At 34.9% G+C, this 19,038-nt stretch carries 16 protein-coding genes, 1 tRNA gene and 1 pseudogene; 4 read left to right on the top strand and 14 right to left on the bottom strand.

Annotation, left to right across the window (positions count from 1 at the left end; all coding sequences use genetic code 11):
- Positions 1-29: 29 nt before the first annotated feature.
- Together mltG and dapF are read right to left on the bottom strand one after the other, a co-directional pair.
- On the bottom strand, positions 30-1,052 hold the full coding sequence (mltG, locus tag N5D03_RS01930; protein WP_114998867.1) for an endolytic transglycosylase MltG: 1,023 nt from the start codon (positions 1,050-1,052) through the stop codon (positions 30-32).
- Between the two features lie 9 nt (positions 1,053-1,061).
- Complete coding sequence (gene dapF, locus N5D03_RS01925; protein WP_125349427.1) at positions 1,062-1,838, bottom strand: diaminopimelate epimerase; 777 nt, start codon at positions 1,836-1,838, stop codon at positions 1,062-1,064.
- Positions 1,839-2,001: 163 nt separating this feature from the next.
- Between dapF and N5D03_RS01920 the strand changes: the two genes are divergently transcribed.
- From N5D03_RS01920 to N5D03_RS01910, 3 genes are all read left to right on the top strand, one after another.
- Complete coding sequence (locus N5D03_RS01920; protein ID WP_280050780.1) at positions 2,002-3,516, top strand: Do family serine endopeptidase; 1,515 nt, start codon at positions 2,002-2,004, stop codon at positions 3,514-3,516.
- A 105-nt stretch (positions 3,517-3,621) separates the two neighbouring features.
- On the top strand, positions 3,622-4,071 hold the full coding sequence (locus N5D03_RS01915) for a hypothetical protein (RefSeq protein ID WP_038331079.1): 450 nt from the start codon (positions 3,622-3,624) through the stop codon (positions 4,069-4,071).
- 66 nt (positions 4,072-4,137) lie between these two features.
- Positions 4,138-4,620, top strand: a complete 483-nt coding sequence (locus N5D03_RS01910; protein WP_280050779.1) for a hypothetical protein — start codon at positions 4,138-4,140, stop codon at positions 4,618-4,620.
- Here N5D03_RS01910 and N5D03_RS01905 read toward each other — a convergent pair.
- On the bottom strand, positions 4,604-5,107 hold the full coding sequence (locus tag N5D03_RS01905; protein WP_280050778.1) for a hypothetical protein: 504 nt from the start codon (positions 5,105-5,107) through the stop codon (positions 4,604-4,606). The two genes, N5D03_RS01910 and N5D03_RS01905, sit on opposite strands and share 17 nt — an antisense overlap.
- 99 nt (positions 5,108-5,206) lie before the next feature.
- On the opposite strand from N5D03_RS01905, the pseudogene N5D03_RS01900 reads away from it, so the two are divergent.
- Positions 5,207-5,782: pseudogene (locus N5D03_RS01900) on the top strand (DUF3575 domain-containing protein).
- 38 nt (positions 5,783-5,820) lie between these two features.
- Here the strand turns inward: N5D03_RS01900 and N5D03_RS01895 are convergent.
- The 11 genes from N5D03_RS01895 to N5D03_RS01845 form a co-directional block, all read right to left on the bottom strand.
- Complete coding sequence (locus tag N5D03_RS01895) at positions 5,821-7,140, bottom strand: dihydrolipoamide acetyltransferase family protein (RefSeq protein WP_280050777.1); 1,320 nt, start codon at positions 7,138-7,140, stop codon at positions 5,821-5,823.
- Positions 7,141-7,375: 235 nt separating this feature from the next.
- Positions 7,376-7,669 (bottom strand): DUF3467 domain-containing protein, encoded by a 294-nt coding sequence (locus tag N5D03_RS01890; protein WP_038331074.1) that lies wholly within the window; start codon positions 7,667-7,669, stop codon positions 7,376-7,378.
- Positions 7,669-11,946, bottom strand: coding sequence for a DNA-directed RNA polymerase subunit beta' (gene rpoC, locus N5D03_RS01885; protein ID WP_280050776.1), 4,278 nt, complete (start codon positions 11,944-11,946; stop codon positions 7,669-7,671). The genes N5D03_RS01890 and rpoC overlap by 1 nt, the downstream gene beginning before the upstream one ends.
- A gap of 62 nt (positions 11,947-12,008) precedes the next feature.
- Positions 12,009-15,851, bottom strand: coding sequence for a DNA-directed RNA polymerase subunit beta (gene rpoB / locus N5D03_RS01880; RefSeq protein ID WP_125349434.1), 3,843 nt, complete (start codon positions 15,849-15,851; stop codon positions 12,009-12,011).
- Positions 15,852-15,953: 102 nt separating this feature from the next.
- Positions 15,954-16,322 carry a 50S ribosomal protein L7/L12 gene (gene rplL, locus N5D03_RS01875; RefSeq protein WP_019974307.1) on the bottom strand — a complete coding sequence of 123 codons (369 nt, stop codon included), beginning with the start codon at positions 16,320-16,322 and terminating at the stop codon, positions 15,954-15,956.
- A 46-nt stretch (positions 16,323-16,368) separates the two neighbouring features.
- A complete protein-coding gene (rplJ, locus tag N5D03_RS01870; RefSeq protein ID WP_125349460.1) occupies positions 16,369-16,881 on the bottom strand; it encodes a 50S ribosomal protein L10 in 513 nt (170 codons plus the stop codon).
- Positions 16,882-16,899: 18 nt separating this feature from the next.
- Positions 16,900-17,595: a 50S ribosomal protein L1 gene (rplA, locus tag N5D03_RS01865; protein ID WP_038331070.1), complete on the bottom strand. Its 696-nt coding sequence runs from the start codon at positions 17,593-17,595 to the stop codon at positions 16,900-16,902.
- 17 nt (positions 17,596-17,612) lie between these two features.
- Positions 17,613-18,053 carry a 50S ribosomal protein L11 gene (gene rplK, locus N5D03_RS01860; protein ID WP_038331069.1) on the bottom strand — a complete coding sequence of 147 codons (441 nt, stop codon included), beginning with the start codon at positions 18,051-18,053 and terminating at the stop codon, positions 17,613-17,615.
- Positions 18,054-18,126: 73 nt separating this feature from the next.
- The gene (gene nusG / locus N5D03_RS01855) at positions 18,127-18,675 is read right to left on the bottom strand and encodes a transcription termination/antitermination protein NusG (protein ID WP_219033762.1); all 549 of its coding nucleotides are present in this window, start codon (positions 18,673-18,675) and stop codon (positions 18,127-18,129) included.
- A 32-nt stretch (positions 18,676-18,707) separates the two neighbouring features.
- Positions 18,708-18,896 carry a preprotein translocase subunit SecE gene (gene secE / locus N5D03_RS01850; RefSeq protein WP_038331172.1) on the bottom strand — a complete coding sequence of 63 codons (189 nt, stop codon included), beginning with the start codon at positions 18,894-18,896 and terminating at the stop codon, positions 18,708-18,710.
- Between the two features lie 15 nt (positions 18,897-18,911).
- Positions 18,912-18,982: transfer RNA gene (locus N5D03_RS01845), tRNA-Trp, on the bottom strand.
- Between the last annotated feature and the right edge of the window lie 56 nt (positions 18,983-19,038).

Here is a 19,038-nt window from a genome sequence, read left to right as displayed (position 1 = left end):
CGCTAAAATTGGTTTAGCTAAAGATACAACTATTTAATATTATTCTCTTTTAACCAATTTCTATAATTCTCAGCATTTTTCAAATGTTCCTGATAATCATTGGTATAAATGTGGTAACCTGGTTTTTTAGGATCTGCAACAAAGAAAATAAAATCGTGATTTGCTGGTGATAAAACCGCATCAATTGCTCCTAAATTTGGTAAACAAATTGGCGCTGGTGGTAAACCTTTGTTACGATATGTGTTGTACGCATTCGAAGACCACGTCCATTTTTTGTACACACGTTGCACTTTTTGATCCCAACCATTTTCCATTTTATATGCATAAATAGAAGTTGGATCGGCTTCTAAACGCATATCTTTTGCCAAACGATTCATATATGCTCGTGCAACCTTTTGTTGTTCATCCATATTATCAGACGATTCTAATTGAACAATAGATGCTAATGTTGTCACTTGTAAAGGTGTCATGTTGAGCGCTTTTGCTTTTGCCAAACGATCTGCATTCCACACTTTGTCGTGTTGCGCCACCATTTTGTCCACAAACTTTTCTGGTGTTAATCCCCAATACACGAAATACGTTTCTGGAATGAAATATTGCTTTACCGTTTCGTCGTTTAACGTTGTATCGTTTTTTTCTTTCACAAAATCACGAATAGCTGTCAAAACTTCGATAGAATCCATATCAATTTGTTTGGAAACTGATCCCGCCAAATGGTAAATTGTTGGTTCATTTTTGATACGAAGTTTCACTTCTTCTTGCTCTCCTCCTTGCAAACGATCAATAATATCGCGGTTAGAATCTGAGCTTGAGATTTTATATTTTCCAGATTTTATCGTTGCTGGATAATCTGCATCTTCTGCATATTGTTTGAACAATTTTTCATCCTTCAAAAATGGTTTTAAAGAATCTAAAACTTGCTCAAATTTAGCTCCACGAGAGATATAGATATAACCATCTTTGGTTGCATTTCCTTTGAAACCGTCTATAAATGTACATCCTACAAATGCGAATGAACAGATTAATATTAATACTAAATTTAATTTTTTCATTGGATTGAATTAAATTTCAATTTCACCTTCAAAAACTTTTACTGCTGGTCCATTTAACCAAACATTGACAAAGTTATGATTATTTTCTTCAAAATTTACAGATAAATCTCCTCCCATTGCTTTTACTTTGATATCTTTTTTGTCTACCAAATTTTTAACATAAGCAGAAATCGCAGCAGCTGTAATTCCTGTTCCGCAAGCCAAGGTTTCGTCCTCAACTCCACGTTCATATGTACGTATCGTAAGACTTTTATCTGGCATTACTTCAACAAAATTTACATTAGAACCTTTCTCAAAATAGGGCGCTCCATTGCGAATCGCTTTTCCTTTTTTATAAACATTAACATCTTTTACATTTTCCACAAATTCTACGTGATGCGGCGAACCTGTGTTCATAAATAAATATTTGTCGTGATCTTCTACTTCATTTACATCAATCATCTGTAAACGAATAACTTCTTGATCTACGATACCATGATGCAAACCATCAATCGCATTAAATGTCATTTTGTCATTAGCCACATCCAAATCATTTGCAAATCGAATAATACAACGTCCTCCGTTTCCGCACATTGTACTTTCGTTTCCATCCGAATTGAAATACACCATTCTGAAGTCTGAATTTTCATCATTTTGTAACAAAATCAAACCATCAGCTCCTATCCCAAAATTACGATCACATAGCCTATTAATCAATTCTGTAGAGATTGGAAACGTTTTTTCTCGATCATCAATCATGACAAAATCATTCCCAGCTCCTTGGTATTTATAAAATTTTAATTTCAACTTCTTAAATTTTAAACAAAGTAAAGACATTTTTGTCACTCTTAACTAATGTTATAAAAGATTTATAATATAGTGTTAACATGCGTTAAACGGTTTGAAATGTTAAAATTTTGGTCTTAAATTTGATTTAATCTAAAAACATTAAAAACTTATATAATAAAAGATGAAAAAATATACAGGATACTTATTAGTTGGATTAGTGAGCTCTATGACAACTATGGGAGGTTTTTATTTGATGAATGATAATGGAAATAACCCATTTATTACGAATGCAAGTAATCAAAAGAATGGTGACTTTGAATTTGTAGATTATAAAGGAAATTACAATTACGATGCGCCAAACTTTGTGCAAGCATCTAATAAAGCTGTACATACAGTTGTGAGTATCAAAAATTATTCGAATCAAAGACAGCAACAACAACAGCAATTCTTTGATCCTTTTGATTTCTTTTTCGGGCAACCAGAACAACAACAAAGAGGAAGACAACAGCAACCAGATCAAGATCAACCATCTGGAATGGGTTCTGGTGTAATTATTTCACAAGATGGTTACATTGTTACAAATAATCACGTGATACAAGGCGCTTCTAAAATTGAAGTGACTTTGAATAATCAAAAAAGTTATATTGCTGAATTAGTTGGAACTGATCCAAGTACAGATATTGCCTTATTGAAAATTAGTGAAAAAGGTTTACCATTCACAAAATTTGTCGATTCTGATGCGATTAATGTTGGAGATTGGGTGTTAGCAGTTGGGAATCCATTTGGTTTGACTTCTACTGTTACAGCAGGTATTGTTTCGGCAAAAGGTCGTAGCATTAATATTTTAGGTAAAAATTCTGAATCACCAATCGAATCGTTTATTCAAACCGATGCAGCGATTAATCCAGGAAACTCTGGTGGTGCTTTGGTAAATGCAAACGGAGATTTAATTGGTATTAATACAGCTATTTCTTCACCAACAGGAGCTTATTCTGGTTACGGATTTGCTGTCCCTGCAAACTTGGTGAAAAAAGTTGTGGAGGATATCAAATCGTACGGAATTGTACAACGTGGATATTTAGGTATCAAAGGTTTTGATTTATCGAATGAAGATGCTGTAAAACAATACAACAAGCAATTCAAGAAAAATATTAAAACCGATAATGGAGTAATGGTAACTGAATTGGTAGCGAAAGGGTCTGCAATTGATTCTGGAATCGAAGAAGGCGATATTATTACAGCTGTAGATGGAAAACCAATTACATCTTTCTCTTCGTTATCGTTCATCGTAGGAAGCAAACGTCCTGGTGACAATGTTGCGCTTACTGTAAGACGTGGAAACTCTGAGAAAACATACAACATTACATTGAAAGATGCTAAAGGAAGCACTAAAGTGAGAAGCAAATCTGACTTAACGCCAACTGAAGTTCTTGGAGCAGAATTTGAGCCATTAACAGAACGTCAAAAAGATAGTTTCGGAATTAATTATGGTGTGATGGTAAAACATCTTGATAATTCAGGAAAATTAGCTGCAGCAGGTGTTCAAGAAGAATTTATTATCTTATCGATCAATGATAAAAATGTAAGTTCACAAGACGATATCGAAAAAATATTAAAAAATTATAAAGGTCGCGTATCAATTAAATTTGCAGATTATTACGGACGAATCTATACAAAAGGATTCACGATGGATTAAAATTTTGAGTCGATTTTAAATTTTAATAAATCATTATAAATAGCTACAACAAGATAAGTTGTAGCTATTTATCTTTACACTAAGTTTAATTTCAAAACCAAACGTATGACTTTAAGGAAAATCAGTACAATCTTCATTCTTTTATTCTCCTCTTTTGCATTCAGTCAAAACTTATTTGGCGTTTCAGGAAGTTATTCTAATCAATCTGGGAACTTTGCCAAACTAGGTCTGTTTTACACTTTTGGATTAGGTGATACATTTATCACTCCACGAATAGATGCCAACGCAAACATGGCTTATATGCGAGATAATTTTCATGTCATTCCAGAAATTGGTATTACAGGCTATTTTACCTCAGGCGGCTCATATATTTTTCCTTTTGTAGAAAGCGAGTTTACACCGTATACAATCACTCCAAAAGTTGGATTAACTTTTTTGACCATAGTTGAATTTGGAATAGGATATGGTTTTAAAATTAATGAGAAAGATAATTTCAAACCGATAAAAGGCTTTCAATTTTCTGCTGGAATTAATATTCCTTTCAATTGGAATTAGAGAAAGTAAAAACGACGAAAATTTATTTTTTTGGAAGAAAACTAAATAATTCATTAATTTTATCACATGAAAAAGTTCATCGCAATCTTTGTTTTTATCATTAGTTTTCAAGCGAAAGCACAACAAAATTTAACCGATTATTTTACAATTAATCTTGGTTATGAATATTGGAATGGAAATTATGGAAAAGTTGGAACAGATTTGTTCTTAGTACAAGATAACAACAATATTTTGACATTTAGCGCCAATGCAAATTTGGGTTATATGAAAGATAAATTTCGTGTAATTCCAGAAGTTGGAGCTGGATATATGTTCAATTTTCACAACAATACTGGTGATCCATATAGCTCTAACTTTAACTCCGCTTTTTATGTTATCCGTACTGAAGTTTCTCCGTGGACAATTACTCCAAAAGCTGGTATCGCAGTTTTGAGCATTGTAGAGTTAAATGCTGGTTATTCTTTCGAGTTTAGAGAAAATAAGAATTTTAAAGATATGAGCGGTTTCCGAGCTGGATTAACTATTCACTTGCCTACTCAGCTTTTTTAGCATTTCTAATACTTTTACGCAATTCTTTCAAACGAATATATAAATCTGAAGTCGACGCATTTTCTTCAATTGCATTAAAAATAAAGACACCTTTATCAATATAAAAGAAGATGATAGCTTCGTGATCTGCTACTTTAAAAGCATTTGTAATCCCATTTATTTTGTTCTCAACCCAAGATAATTTGCATGTTTTCAAATCAAAAATATGATCTTCATTACCCAAAATATCTTTGAAGATTAATTGTTCTCCTTGCGCATACAACACACCACTTCCTTGAAAAGATTTCATTTTAAGAAATCTACCTTGCGGACGCCCAATATTATAACGTACAACAGCCTTTAGATCTACCTGATCTGGTAAACTTTTCAGCGTATGTTGTTCATTTTTCTCTCTGACTTTCGCATCAGATACGGCAATAACAAAGAATATCGAAACAAAAATTCCGAAAATCAAAAATATTATTAGGATTGATATGATTGGTGCCATAATATATTAAATGTTAAGTAAAGTTATAAAAAAGCTTGAATTAATATCTAAATAAACCTTTTTTTTTACCTTAGCTTCGCAAACTGATAAAAATTACGAATGAATAAATTAATTTGGTTGTTATTTCCCGCCACAATCTTTGCTCAAAAAGGAGAAACACAAATAAAAGTTAATGCGTTAACAATGCCACTTGCAATGGTAAATCTTGGTGTTGAACATGCAATCACAGATAGAATAACTTTACAAGCTGACGGTTTTCTCTCTCCTTGGAAATCATTTGCAGGTAATCATTTATAAATGTATATGTTTTTTGGTGAAGGTAGATATTACTTTGATAAATCTTTTAGTAAATTTTATATAGGTCCAAACATTGGAGTTGGTTTCTTTGATATTCAAAAATGGAATTATTGGAACACTGATAAATATCAACGTGGAGTAGCAATCTTAACAGGAGCTACAATAGGTTATCAAGTAAAAATTAACGAACATTGGGGATTAGATGTTTTTGTTGGTGGAGGACACTCTCAAGGAAATTACAAAGGATATTATAAAGAAGATTCTCCTAATTTGGGACGATATGATTCTGCGCAATCATTTAATAAAAGTGGGGAGTGGCTGCTTTACAAAGGCGGTGTAATGCTTACTTATAAATTTAAACGAAAAAAATCCAACTAAAATTAGTTGGATTTTTTATATCTAGTATTATTTTACTCTTACACAGGCGTATTCATATCGAAAGCCTCTAGATATTCGGCAACACGTTTTACAAACATACCTCCTAAAGCTCCATCCACAACACGGTGATCGTAAGCATGAGATAAGTACATTTTATGACGAATTGCAATCATATCTCCTTGCGGAGTTTCGATAACAGCAGGTTTTTTCACAATTGCACCAACAGCCAAAATAGCTACTTGAGGTTGAGGAATAATTGGCGTTCCTAATGTATTTCCGAAAGAACCAATATTTGTAATTGTATACGTTCCTCCCTGTATTTCTGCTGGTTTCAATTTATTATTACGCGCACGATTTGCTAAATCATTAACCTGAGAAGCTAACCCCGCTAAATTAAATTGATCTGCATTTTTGATAACAGGAACAATTAAATTTCCACTTGGTAAAGCAGCCGCCATTCCAATATTGATATTTTTCTTCTTAATAATTTTATCTCCATCAACCGAAGCATTAATCATTGGGAAATCTTGAATTGCTTTTGCTACAGCTTCGATAAAAATTGGCATGAAGGTAATTTTCTCACCATGTTTTTTCTGAAATTCATTTTTATTTTTATCTCTCCACAACACAATATTCGTCATATCAACTTCTACGAAAGACGTTACGTGAGGAGCAATTTGTTTTGCTTGTAGCATATTTTGCGCAATAATTTTACGCATTCTATCCATTTCGATAATTTCGTCTCCTTCACCAACAGAAATTGGCGCAGATTGCACTTGCGGTGCTTGAGGTTGAGCAACTGGTGCAGCAACAGAAGTCGTAACAACTGTTTTCGCTGGTTGATTTCCTCTATTTTTAACGAAATCCAAAATATCATCTTTCGTTACACGTCCGTCTTTTCCTGAACCTAAAATTTGATCTAACTCAGCCTGAGAAACACCTTCTTCTTTCGCAATAGATTTTACTAAAGGAGAATAAAATTTATCATCTGACGAAGTAATAAGCGTTTCAGTTTTGATTGTTGCAACTTCAGCTTCGATAGATTTTGCTGTATCTGCAATTTCCTGATCGCTATTTGTATCTACTTCTTCTGCCGAATCAGCTTGTTCTACAACTCTATCAACAGACAAAATTGCGATAGGCTCACCTACTTTTGCAATTCCATCTACTGGAACTAAGATTTCTTTTAAAACTCCTGCAACTGGCGAAGGAACATCAGAATCTACTTTATCTGTTGCGATTTCTACAACCGATTCATCTTCACTAATCGAATCACCAATATTTTTGATCCAATTTGTTACAGTAGCTTCCATTACACCTTCTCCCATAGAAGGTAGAATTAATTTATAGTCAGACATTCTTGTGTTATTTGCTAAATACAAATCTAAACATTTTTTCGATTCAAAAAAATACTGTTAAAAAGATTAATGCTTTTTATTTTTAAATTATTCGCATTAATATCATAAATAATTATCAATTTAATAATTGATCTAACTTTTATAAGATTATTTTTAATGATTTGATAGTTTTGATTACATAAAAAAATCCCCCAATCTAAGATTGAGGGACTTTTTGAAATATTAAGAATGATTCTTAAGCTTCGTAAGTTGCAGTACCGTTGTTTACTTGAGGTTCTTTGATTTCACCAAAGCTTTTCTCGAAGTTAGTTACGTTTTCTGCTAACGATTGAGATAATTGTTTTGCTTGTAATGGAGACAAAATAATTCTTGATTTTACTGATGGTCTAGCACCTGGTAAAAATTGAACGAAATCTACAACGAACTCAGATGGTGAGTGGTTGATGATTGCTCCTGTAGCATAAACACCTTGAGCTACTAATTCGTTTAACTCAATGTTTAATCCTTCGTTTTGTTGATTTTCTGACATTATAATTCTTGTTTTGCGTTTATTAATTCCTCGTATTCACGGTTAGATCCTACGATGATGTTTTGATACTCTTTTAATCCAGTTCCGGCAGGAATTAAGTGACCAACAATAACGTTTTCTTTTAATCCTACTAAACCGTCTACTTTACCAGCTACAGCTGCTTCGTTAAGAACTTTTGTAGTTTCCTGGAACGATGCCGCAGACATGAAAGATTTAGTTTGTAAAGACGCTCTTGTAATACCTTGTAAAACGGCTTCTGCTGTTGCAGGTAAAGCCTCACGAGCTGTCACTAAGTTTTTGTCTTCACGTTTTAATTTAGAGTTTTCGTCACGTAATTCGCGAACTGTGATGATTTGTCCTGGACTTAATGTGTCAGAATCACCAGCATCTTCTACGACTTTCATTCCAAATAAACGATCGTTTTCTTGCATGAAATCGTCTTTGTGCTCTAAACTATCTTCTAAGAATCTTGAATCTCCTGAGTCTACAATACGAACTTTACGTAACATTTGACGTACGATAATTTCGAAGTGTTTGTCATCAATTTTTACCCCTTGTAAACGGTATACATCTTGAATCTCGTTTACTAAGTATTCTTGAACCGCTGTTGGCCCTAAGATTCTTAAAATATCTTCTGGTGTAATTGCTCCATCTGATAAAGGCTCACCTGCACGTACGAAGTCATTTTCTTGAACTAAGATCTGTGCTGATAATTTAACTAAGTAACGACGGATTTCACCATTTTTAGATTCAACGATGATTTCACGGTTACCACGTTTTATTTTACCAAAAGAAACAACTCCATCCATTTCACAAACAACTGCTGGATTAGATGGATTACGAGCCTCTAACAACTCTGTAATACGAGGTAAACCTCCTGTAATATCGCCAGATTTAGCTGACTTACGAGGAATCTTAACTAAGATTTTACCTGCATTAATTTTTTCACCATCATTTACCATTAAGTGTGCACCTACTGGTAAGTTGTATGTTTTTTCTTCACCATCAATTGTGATAACTCTTAACGCTGGAACTAATTTTTTATTACGTGATTCAGAAATAACTTTTTCTTGGAATCCTGTTTGCTCATCGATTTCAATTTGGAAAGTTACTCCTTGCTCTAATTGTTCGTACTCGATTTTACCAGTAGATTCCGCAATGATAACCCCGTTATAAGGGTCCCAACTTGCAATCTCTTGACCTTTTTGAACTTTAGCTCCGTTTTTAACAGATAAGATAGTACCATAAGCGATGTTAGTTTGTTGACGAACGTTTCCTAAATCGTCAATCACTTTCATCTCTGTAGAACGAGAAACAACTGTATCTACTTTGTTACCTGCATCATCTGTCGATTCAACAGTACGTAAGTCATCAAACTCAACTGTACCGTCAACTTTAGCATTAACTGTATTTTGCTCAGAAACGTTACCTGCAGTACCCCCAACGTGGAAAGTACGTAATGTTAACTGTGTACCAGGCTCACCAATAGATTGTGCAGCAACTACACCAACTGATTCACCTTTCTGAACACCTTTACCTGTAGCTAAGTTACGTCCGTAACATTTAGCACAAATTCCAGTTTTCGCTTCACAAGTTAATGGAGAACGAACTTCTACATTTTCGATACCTGCAGCTTCTAAAGCTTCACCAATATCTTCTGTGATAATGTTACCAGCAGCAATGATTAACTCACCATTATCTGGATTGTAAATATCATTTAATGAAGTACGACCTAATACACGAGAAGATAAACTTTCGATAATTTCTTCTTTTTTCTTAAGAGCAGATACTTCTAAACCTCTTAATGTACCACAATCTTCGTGCATTACTATAACGTCTTGTGCAACGTCAACTAAACGACGAGTCAAGTATCCAGCATCGGCAGTTTTTAAGGCAGTATCGGCAAGACCTTTACGCGCACCGTGCGAAGAAATAAAGTACTCTAAGATAGACAGACCTTCACGGAAGTTAGAGATAATTGGGTTTTCGATGATATCCCCACCAGTAGAACCAGCTTTTTGAGGTTTAGCCATCAATCCACGCATACCTGATAACTGACGAATTTGCTCTTTAGATCCACGCGCTCCAGAATCAAGCATCATGAATACAGAGTTAAATCCTTGTTGATCTTCTGTCATACGTTTCATTACAATTTCTGTTAATGTTGCGTTTGTTGTTGTCCAAACATCAATAACTTGGTTGTAACGTTCGTTATTTGTAATAAGACCCATGTTATAGTTCATCTTAATGTTCTCAACTTGGTTGATCGCACCTGAGATAAGGTCTTTCTTTTGTTCTGGGATTAAGATATCTCCTAATGAGAATGATAAACCACCCTCGAAGGCATTACGGTATCCTAATTGTTTCATATCATCTAAGAAAGCAGCCGTTGTAGGGAAATCTGTAATCTTGATGATTTTATTAATAATTGTACGTAACGATTTTTTCGTTAATACTTCATTAATATAACCTACTTGTTTCGGAACGATTTGGTTGAATAACACACGTCCTACAGAAGTTTCGATTAATTGATTTTCTATCAACTCCTCTCCTACACGAATTGTTCCTTTTACACGAATTGGCGCGTTTAAGTCAACAGCTCCTTCGTTGTATGCAATTTGAACTTCTTCATCTGAATAGAAAGTTAATCCTTCACCTTTTACTGTAAATTGGTGGTCTGTACGACGAATTTTCGTCATGTAGTAAAGACCTAAAACCATATCCTGAGAAGGTACAGTAATTGGAGAACCATTAGCAGGATTCAAAATATTTTGAGAAGCCAACATTAATAATTGTGCTTCTAAAACAGCTTCTGGTCCTAATGGTAAGTGAACAGCCATCTGGTCACCATCGAAATCGGCATTGAAGGCAGTACACACTAATGGGTGTAAACGAATTGCTTTACCTTCGATTAATTTCGGTTGGAATGCTTGGATACCTAAACGGTGTAACGTAGGGGCACGGTTTAATAAAACTGGATGACCTTTGATTACATTTTCTAAAATATCCCAAACAACTGGCTCTTTTCTATCGATAATTTTCTTAGCCGATTTAACTGTTTTTACAATTCCACGCTCGATTAATTTACGAACTACGAATGGTTTGTATAATTCAGCTGCCATATCTTTTGGTAAACCACATTCGTGTAATTTAAGTGTTGGTCCAACAACAATTACAGAACGAGCAGAATAATCTACACGTTTACCTAATAAGTTTTGACGGAAACGACCTTGTTTACCTTTTAATGAATCAGATAATGATTTTAACGGACGGTTACCATCAGCTTTTACAGCAGATGCTTTACGCGTGTTATCAAATAATGAATCAACCGCTTCTTGTAACATACGTTTTTCATTACGTAAGATTACTTCTGGCGCTTTGATTTCCATTAATCGTTTCAAACGATTGTTACGGATAATTACACGACGATATAAATCATTTAAATCTGATGTTGCAAAACGACCACCATCTAATGGAACTAACGGACGTAATTCTGGTGGAATAACCGGAATAACGCGCATTACCATCCATTCTGGACGGTTTACGTGGTGCATATTTGACTCACGTAACGACTCAACAACTTGTAAACGTTTTAACGCTTCTGTACGACGTTGTTTAGAAGTTTCGTTGTGTGCTTTGTGTCTTAATTCGTAAGATAACTCATCTAAATTGATACGAGATAATAGGTCTTCTAATGCTTCAGCACCCATTTTCGCAACGAATTTATTAGGATCTGTATCTTCTAGATATTGATTCTCGATTGGAAGAGTTTCTAAGATATCTAAATACTCTTCTTCTGATAAGAAATCTAATCTATTTAATTCTTCACCTTCTGGTCCTTTTGCGATACCTGGTTGAATCACTACATATCTTTCATAGTAAATTACCATGTCTAATTTCTTAGATGGTAATCCTAAGATGTAACCAATTTTGTTTGGTAATGAACGGAAATACCAAATATGTGCAATTGGCACAACAAGATTGATGTGTCCAATACGCTCACGACGAACTTTCTTTTCAGTAACTTCAACCCCACAACGGTCACAAACGATACCTTTATAACGGATTCTTTTATATTTTCCGCAGGCACATTCGTAATCTTTTACAGGTCCAAAGATACGCTCACAGAATAACCCGTCACGCTCTGGTTTGTGCGTTCTATAGTTAATCGTTTCAGGTTTTAAAACTTCACCTTTAGATTCTTGAAGAATCGATTCTGGAGAAGCTAACCCGATACGGATTTTTGAGAATTGACTTGTTTTATTTTTTGTTGACATATAGAAATGTATCTAACAATTATATTATTATAACGAAAAAGGTAGAATAATAGGTTGCCCTATTATTCTTCCAAGTTTATGTCTAATCCAAGACCTTGTAATTCATGTAACAATACGTTAAATGATTCTGGAATACCAGGTTCTGGCATTGGCTCTCCTTTTACGATTGCTTCGTAAGTTTTCGCACGTCCAATTACGTCATCCGACTTAACTGTTAAGATTTCGCGTAAGATATTAGATGCACCGAATGCTTCTAATGCCCAAACCTCCATCTCTCCGAAACGTTGTCCACCGAATTGTGCTTTACCTCCTAATGGTTGTTGAGTAATTAATGAGTATGGTCCGATAGAACGCGCGTGCATTTTGTCGTCAACCATGTGTCCTAATTTCAACATGTAAATCACCCCTACAGTAGCTTTTTGATCAAAACGTTCTCCAGTATTACCGTCATATAAATATGTTGTACCGTGTTTTGGAATACCTGCTTCTTCTGTGATGCGATCGATATCAGCGATTTCAGCACCATCGAAGATAGGTGTAGCAAATTTTTGACCCATTTTAAGTCCAGCCCATCCTAATACCGTTTCATAAATCTGACCGATATTCATACGAGATGGTACCCCAAGTGGATTAAGTACGATATTTACTGGCGTTCCGTCTTCTAAGAAAGGCATATCTTCGTCGCGAACGATACGTGCAACAATACCTTTGTTACCGTGACGTCCTGCCATTTTATCCCCTACTCTTAGTTTACGTTTTTTCGCAATGTAGATTTTTGCTAATTTAACGATACCTGCAGGTAACTCGTCTCCAACAGAGATTGTAAATCTTTCGCGGTTAAGTGCTCCTTGTAAATCATTGTACTTAATTTTGTAATTATGTAACAATTCTTTTACTAATTCGTTCTTATCCTCGTCTGTTGTCCAAAGAGATTCTGCTCCAGTTAAATTTAAGAAATCTTCAACATTAGATAAGATTTTTTGTGTGTATTTTACACCTTTCTTGATTACTTCTTCATTCAAGTCGTTGTAAATACCTTGAGAAGTTTTTCCGTTTAATAAAACGTATAATTTCTCTAATAAAATCTCTCTTAATTCGTTGAATTTAACGTCGTACTCAGCTTCTACACTATCAATAATAGCTTTGTCTTGAGAACGTTTACGTTTATCCTTAATACTACGTGAGAATAATTTTTTGTCGATAACAACACCACGTAATGATGGAGAGGCTTTAAGAGAAGCATCTTTTACATCACCTGCTTTGTCACCAAAGATCGCACGTAATAATTTTTCTTCTGGAGTTGGATCAGATTCTCCTTTTGGAGTAATCTTACCAATCAAGATATCACCAGGTTTTACTTCTGCTCCGATACGGATCATACCGTTTTCGTCTAAGTCTTTTGTAGCCTCTTCCGAAACGTTAGGAATGTCTGAAGTTAATTCTTCCATACCTAATTTTGTATCACGTACATCTAATGAATACTCATCGATGTGGATAGATGTAAACCAGTCTTCGCGAACAGCTTTTTCAGAGATTACAATAGCATCCTCGAAGTTGTACCCCTGCCAAGGCATAAAGGCAACAACCATGTTACGACCAATTGCTAATTCTCCTCCTTCTGTTGCATAACCTTCAGATAAAACTTGTCCTTTCTCTACACGATCACCAACTTTTACAATTGGTTTCAACGTAATTGTAGTTCCTTGATTCGTCTTTCTGAATTTTGTTAAATTATATGTTTTCTCAGCAGTATCGAAGCTTACTAATTCTTCGTCTTCTGAACGATCATATTTAATTGTTATAATGTCAGCATCAACATAAGTTACTGTACCTTCACGTTCTGCATTTACTAAGATTCTTGAATCTTTTGCAACTTGTTTTTCTAATCCAGTACCTACAATTGGTGCTTGAGGTTTTAATAATGGAACTGCCTGACGCATCATGTTCGATCCCATTAACGCACGGTTGGCGTCATCATGCTCCAAGAAAGGAATTAATGATGCTGAGATAGAAGCAATCTGGTTAGGTGCAACGTCAATTAAATCAACTTCTGCTGGCGTTACAACAGGGAAATCCCCATCTTCACGAGCAGTTACACGTTCAGTAGCAATAGTACCATCGTCTGTCATGTCGATATTGGCTTGAGCAATTACTTTTGATTCTTCCTCTTCCGCAGTTAAATAGATTGGTGCTGATTCGACGTCCACTTTTCCATCTTCTACTTTTCTGTACGGTGTTTCGATGAACCCTAAGTTATTAACTTTAGCGAATACACATAATGACGAAATCAAACCAATGTTTGGTCCCTCAGGAGTTTCAATTGGACATAAACGTCCGTAATGAGTGTGGTGTACGTCACGTACCTCGAATCCCGCTCTTTCTCTTGATAAACCTCCAGGTCCTAATGCTGATAAACGACGTTTGTGTGTAATCTCTGATAATGGATTTGTTTGGTCCATGAACTGAGATAACTGGTTCGTTCCGAAGAATGAGTTGATAACAGATGATAATGTTTTAGCATTAATCAAATCGATTGGTGTAAACACCTCGTTGTCACGAACATTCATTCTTTCACGGATAGTTCTAGCCATACGAGCTAAACCTACTCCGAATTGGCTAGCCATTTGCTCACCTACCGTTCTTACACGACGGTTAGATAAGTGGTCGATATCATCCACCTCTGCTTTAGAGTTGATTAATTCGATTAAGTATTTAATAATCGAAATGATATCTTCACGAGTCAATACTTGTACGTCCTCGCTAATGCTTAAGCCTAATTTTTTATTTAATCTGTAACGACCTACTTCACCTAATGAATAACGTTGATCAGAGAAGAATAATTTGTCAATAATTCCTCTTGCTGTTTCCTCATCTGGTGGCTCAGCGTTACGTAATTGTCTATAGATATACTCTACTGCCTCTTTTTCAGTATTAGTAGGGTCTTTTTGTAAAGTATTATGGATAATTCCATAATCAGCAGAATTGATGTCTTCTTTGTGTAATAAAATCGTCTTAACACCAGAATCTACGATTTGATCGATGTGATCTTTCTCTAAGATTGTTTCACGGTCTAAAATAATTTCATTACGCTCGATAGATACAACTTCTCCTGTATCTTCATCTACGAAATCCTCGTGCCATGTATTTAATACACGTGCAGCAAGTTTACGACCTACAACTTTCTTTAAATTAGCTTTATTAACTTTTACTTCTTCAGCTAAGTCGAAAATTTCTAAGATATCTTTATCTCTTTCGTATCCGATAGCACGTAATAAAGTAGTTAATGGTAACTTTTTCTTACGATCGATGTAAGCGTACATTACGCTGTTGATGTCTGTTGCGAACTCAATCCAAGATCCTTTGAAAGGAATGATACGAGATGAGTACAATTTTGTACCATTCGCGTGGAAAGATTGTCCGAAGAATACCCCAGGAGAACGGTGTAATTGAGATACAATAACACGCTCTGCACCATTAATAATGAATGATCCTGAAGGAGACATGTAAGGAATTGTTCCTAAGTATACGTCTTGCACTACAGTTTCGAAATCTTCGTGTTCTTCGTCCGTACAGTACAATTTAAGACGAGCTTTCAATGGTACGCTGTACGTTAATCCTCTTTCGATACACTCATCAATTGTGTAACGTGGTGGATCTACGAAATAATCTAAGAATTCTAAAACAAACTGATTGCGAGTATCCGTAATTGGAAAATTCTCAGCAAATGTTCGGTAAAGACCTTCATTTTTTCGTTGGTCAGGTCTTGTTTCCAACTGGAAAAAATCTTCAAACGATTTGATCTGAATGTCAAGGAAATCTGGGAACTGAGCGACTGCTTTTGCAGAAGAGAAGTTCAATCTTTCTTTTTTCTCAGTCGAGTTGCTTAATGTTGCTTTAGTGGCCAATTTCGAATGAATTTTGGTTTATATAATGACTTTATGCGTAAAAAGGTTTAGACCTAACACGTCCTGTGTTAGGTCCAAACCTATATTTTTGAGTAATAAAAATTACTTCAATTCTACTACTGCACCAGCTTCTTCTAGCTGTTTCTTTAAAGCTTCAGCTTCGTCTTTAGAAACTGCTTCTTTAACTGTTGCTGGAGTTGAATCTACTAAATCTTTAGCTTCTTTTAATCCTTTTCCAGTTAATTCTTTAACTAATTTAACAACTGCTAATTTAGATGCACCTGCTTCTTTTAAGATTACGTCGAATTCTGATTGCTCTTCAGCAGCTTCACCTGCTCCACCTGCAGCAACAACTACAGCAGCAGCAGCTGGTTCGATTCCGTACTCATCTTTTAAGATTGTAGATAATTCATTAACTTCTAAAACTGTTAAGTTTACTAACTCTTCAGCTAATTTTTTTAAATCTGCCATTTTAATGCTTTTTGTTTTTTAAACTTTTATTTGATATGAGTGTGTCTTATTCTTCTGAAGCTCCTTCTTCTGCTTTTGCAGCCTCTTTGTTCTCTAATTGAGAAACAACAGTTTTGATTGGAGATTGAAGTAACATGATGATGTCTGCGATTAATTCTTCGCGAGATTTCAATGCTACTAATTGTGGTAATTTGTCATCACCTACGAATGTATTATCTTCAATCCAAGCTCCTTTTAAAATAGGTTTTTCAGATTTTTTTCTGAAAGTATCGATTACTTTAGCTGGTGCATTACCAACTTCAGCAGTCATTAATGCTGTATTTCCTTTTAAAGATCCGTAAAGCTCTTCGAAGTTTTTGTCTTCGATTTGCTCCATAGCTTTCTTTAATAAAGTGTTTTTTACTACGCGTAAAGATACATTGCTTTTGAAGCAAGCTCTTCTTAATTCAGTAGTATTAACAGCGTTTAATCCGTCGATATCTGCTAAGTAGATGATTTTTGCTTCTGCTAATACAGCTTGCAATTCATCTATCATATTTGCTTTATCTTGTTTTGTCATTGCCATAATCTACTAATTTTAAGCGTTTACACTTTTTGGATCTACTGATACACCTACAGATTGAGTTGTAGAAAGCGTGATGCTTTTTACATATGTTCCTTTAGCAGCTGTTGGTTTTAATTTAATTAAAGTTTGAATTAACTCATTCGCATTTTCTTTAATTTTATCAGCATCGAAAGATACTTTACCAACTGCAGCGTGGATGATTCCGTAACGATCTACTTTGAAGTCGATTTTACCTGCTTTTACTTCAGAAACGGCTTTACCTACTTCTAAAGTTACAGTACCTGATTTTGGGTTAGGCATTAATCCACGAGGTCCTAAAACACGTCCTAATGGTCCTAATTTACCCATAACAGCTGGCATAGTAACGATAACGTCAACATCTGTCCAACCTTCTTTAATTTTTTGTAAGTATTCGTCTAATCCTACATAGTCTGCACCTGCTGCTTTAGCTTCTGCTTCTTTGTCTGGAGTAACTAATGCTAATACTTTTACATCTTTACCTGTTCCGTGTGGTAATGAAACTACACCACGAACCATTTGGTTAGCTTTCTTAGGATCTACACCTAAACGAACTGCTATATCTACAGAAGCATCAAACTTAGCGTAGTTAACTTCCTTTACTAATGATGATGCTTCATCAATAGAGTAAAGTTTGTTTTTTTCTACTTTAGCTAATACTTCTTTTTGTCTTTTTGTTAACTTTGCCATTTCCTAAAATGTTTTAATTATTCTGGAGCTTGCCCACCTTTTACAGTTATACCCATAGAACGTGCAGTTCCAGCAACCATTTTCATAGCAGATTCAACAGTAAAACAGTTCATGTCCGCTAATTTGTCTTCAGCAATAGCTCTAACTTGATCCCAAGTAACAGTACCAACTTTTTGACGGTTTGGTACACCTGATGCTTTTTTCAATTTCGCAGCTTCCATTAACTGAATAGCAGCTGGTGGAGTTTTAATTACGAAATCGAATGATTTGTCTTGATACACAGTAATAACAACTGGTAACACTGCACCTTGTTTTTCTTGTGTACGTCCATTAAATTGTTTACAAAACTCCATGATGTTAACACCTGCAGCACCTAAAGCTGGCCCTACTGGTGGCGAAGGATTTGCTTGTCCTCCTTTAACTTGAAGTTTTACAACTTTTTCAATTTTTTTTGCCATTTTTTTAATTCTTAAAATTAAGCGTTATGTGGAAGCAGCCTAAATTTCTACTTTTAATTTGTTGATAGATTGATTATGCAATCTTTTCAACTTGGTTAAAACTTAACTCTAGTGGTGTTTTACGTCCGAAGATTAAAACCATCACTTCAAGTTTACGTTTATCTTCAATGATTTTTTCAACTGTTCCGTTGAAGCCATTGAATGGTCCGTCGATTACTTTTACAGTTTCTCCTACGATGTAAGATATTCCTAAGTTTGTATCAACGTTTTCTGCTAATTCGTCAACTTTACCTAACATTCGGTTAACTTCCGATTGTCTCATTGGTACAGGATCACCTCCTTTCGTTGCACTCAAAAAGCTAATTACACCTGATGTATTCTTTACCATGTGAGGAATTTCCCCTACAAGTTCGGCTTCTATCATGATGTAACCAGGAAAGTGTACTTTTTCCTTTTGATATTTTTTACCGTTACGGATTTGAATCACTTTTTCCATAGGAACAACAATTTGTCCTACATAATCATTCAAATTTTGGTACTGAATTTCTCTTTCAATATAATCCTTAACTTTTAGCTCTTGTCCAGCTACAGTCTTGATTACATACCATTTCTTTTCACTCATGATTCTAATTACTAAACGGGATATTTTACAAACTAAAAAGCGCCGTAGATAAAGTTAAGCACTTGTGTGAATAATGTATCTACCGCATATAAAAATATAGCTAACAAAACTGTAGCTATTGCAACAATAATTGTGTCTCTTTGTAGATCTGAGAATGATGGCCATGTTACATGATCTTTAAATTCTACAAAGGAATCTTTAAAATATTGTACGACTTTCATATCGTTTTCATTTAGCACGGGCACAAGGATTCGAACCCTGATCAACGGTTTTGGAGACCGCTATTCTACCATTGAACTATGCCCGTAGATAAAAAGAGTGGTAATCATTGAAGATTACCACATCTTCTATATTATATTTTGA

The sequence above is a fragment of the Empedobacter sp. GD03861 genome (assembly GCF_029840885.1).
GTDB classification, from domain to species: domain Bacteria; phylum Bacteroidota; class Bacteroidia; order Flavobacteriales; family Weeksellaceae; genus Empedobacter; species Empedobacter falsenii_B.
Note: the sequence above shows the minus strand (reverse complement) of the source record. Positions and strands in the feature narration are given on the sequence as shown.

Excerpts from the sequence above, each read along its gene's own strand:
- N5D03_RS01895 (WP_280050777.1), bottom strand. The coding sequence starts at position 7,140 with ATGTCTGACTATAAATTAATTCTACCTTCTATGGGAGAAGGTGTAATG.
- N5D03_RS01915 (WP_038331079.1), top strand. The coding sequence starts at position 3,622 with ATGACTTTAAGGAAAATCAGTACAATCTTCATTCTTTTATTCTCCTCT.
- rplJ (WP_125349460.1), bottom strand. The coding sequence starts at position 16,881 with ATGACAAAACAAGATAAAGCAAATATGATAGATGAATTGCAAGCTGTA.
- nusG (WP_219033762.1), bottom strand. The coding sequence starts at position 18,675 with ATGAGTGAAAAGAAATGGTATGTAATCAAGACTGTAGCTGGACAAGAG.
- N5D03_RS01890 (WP_038331074.1), bottom strand. The coding sequence starts at position 7,669 with ATGTCAGAAAATCAACAAAACGAAGGATTAAACATTGAGTTAAACGAA.
- rplA (WP_038331070.1), bottom strand. The coding sequence starts at position 17,595 with ATGGCAAAGTTAACAAAAAGACAAAAAGAAGTATTAGCTAAAGTAGAA.
- secE (WP_038331172.1), bottom strand. The coding sequence starts at position 18,896 with ATGAAAGTCGTACAATATTTTAAAGATTCCTTTGTAGAATTTAAAGAT.
- rplK (WP_038331069.1), bottom strand. The coding sequence starts at position 18,053 with ATGGCAAAAAAAATTGAAAAAGTTGTAAAACTTCAAGTTAAAGGAGGA.
- N5D03_RS01905 (WP_280050778.1), bottom strand. The coding sequence starts at position 5,107 with ATGGCACCAATCATATCAATCCTAATAATATTTTTGATTTTCGGAATT.
- rplL (WP_019974307.1), bottom strand. The coding sequence starts at position 16,322 with ATGGCAGATTTAAAAAAATTAGCTGAAGAGTTAGTAAACTTAACAGTT.
- N5D03_RS01910 (WP_280050779.1), top strand. The coding sequence starts at position 4,138 with ATGAAAAAGTTCATCGCAATCTTTGTTTTTATCATTAGTTTTCAAGCG.
- N5D03_RS01920 (WP_280050780.1), top strand. The coding sequence starts at position 2,002 with ATGAAAAAATATACAGGATACTTATTAGTTGGATTAGTGAGCTCTATG.
- rpoC (WP_280050776.1), bottom strand. The coding sequence starts at position 11,946 with ATGTCAACAAAAAATAAAACAAGTCAATTCTCAAAAATCCGTATCGGG.
- mltG (WP_114998867.1), bottom strand. The coding sequence starts at position 1,052 with ATGAAAAAATTAAATTTAGTATTAATATTAATCTGTTCATTCGCATTT.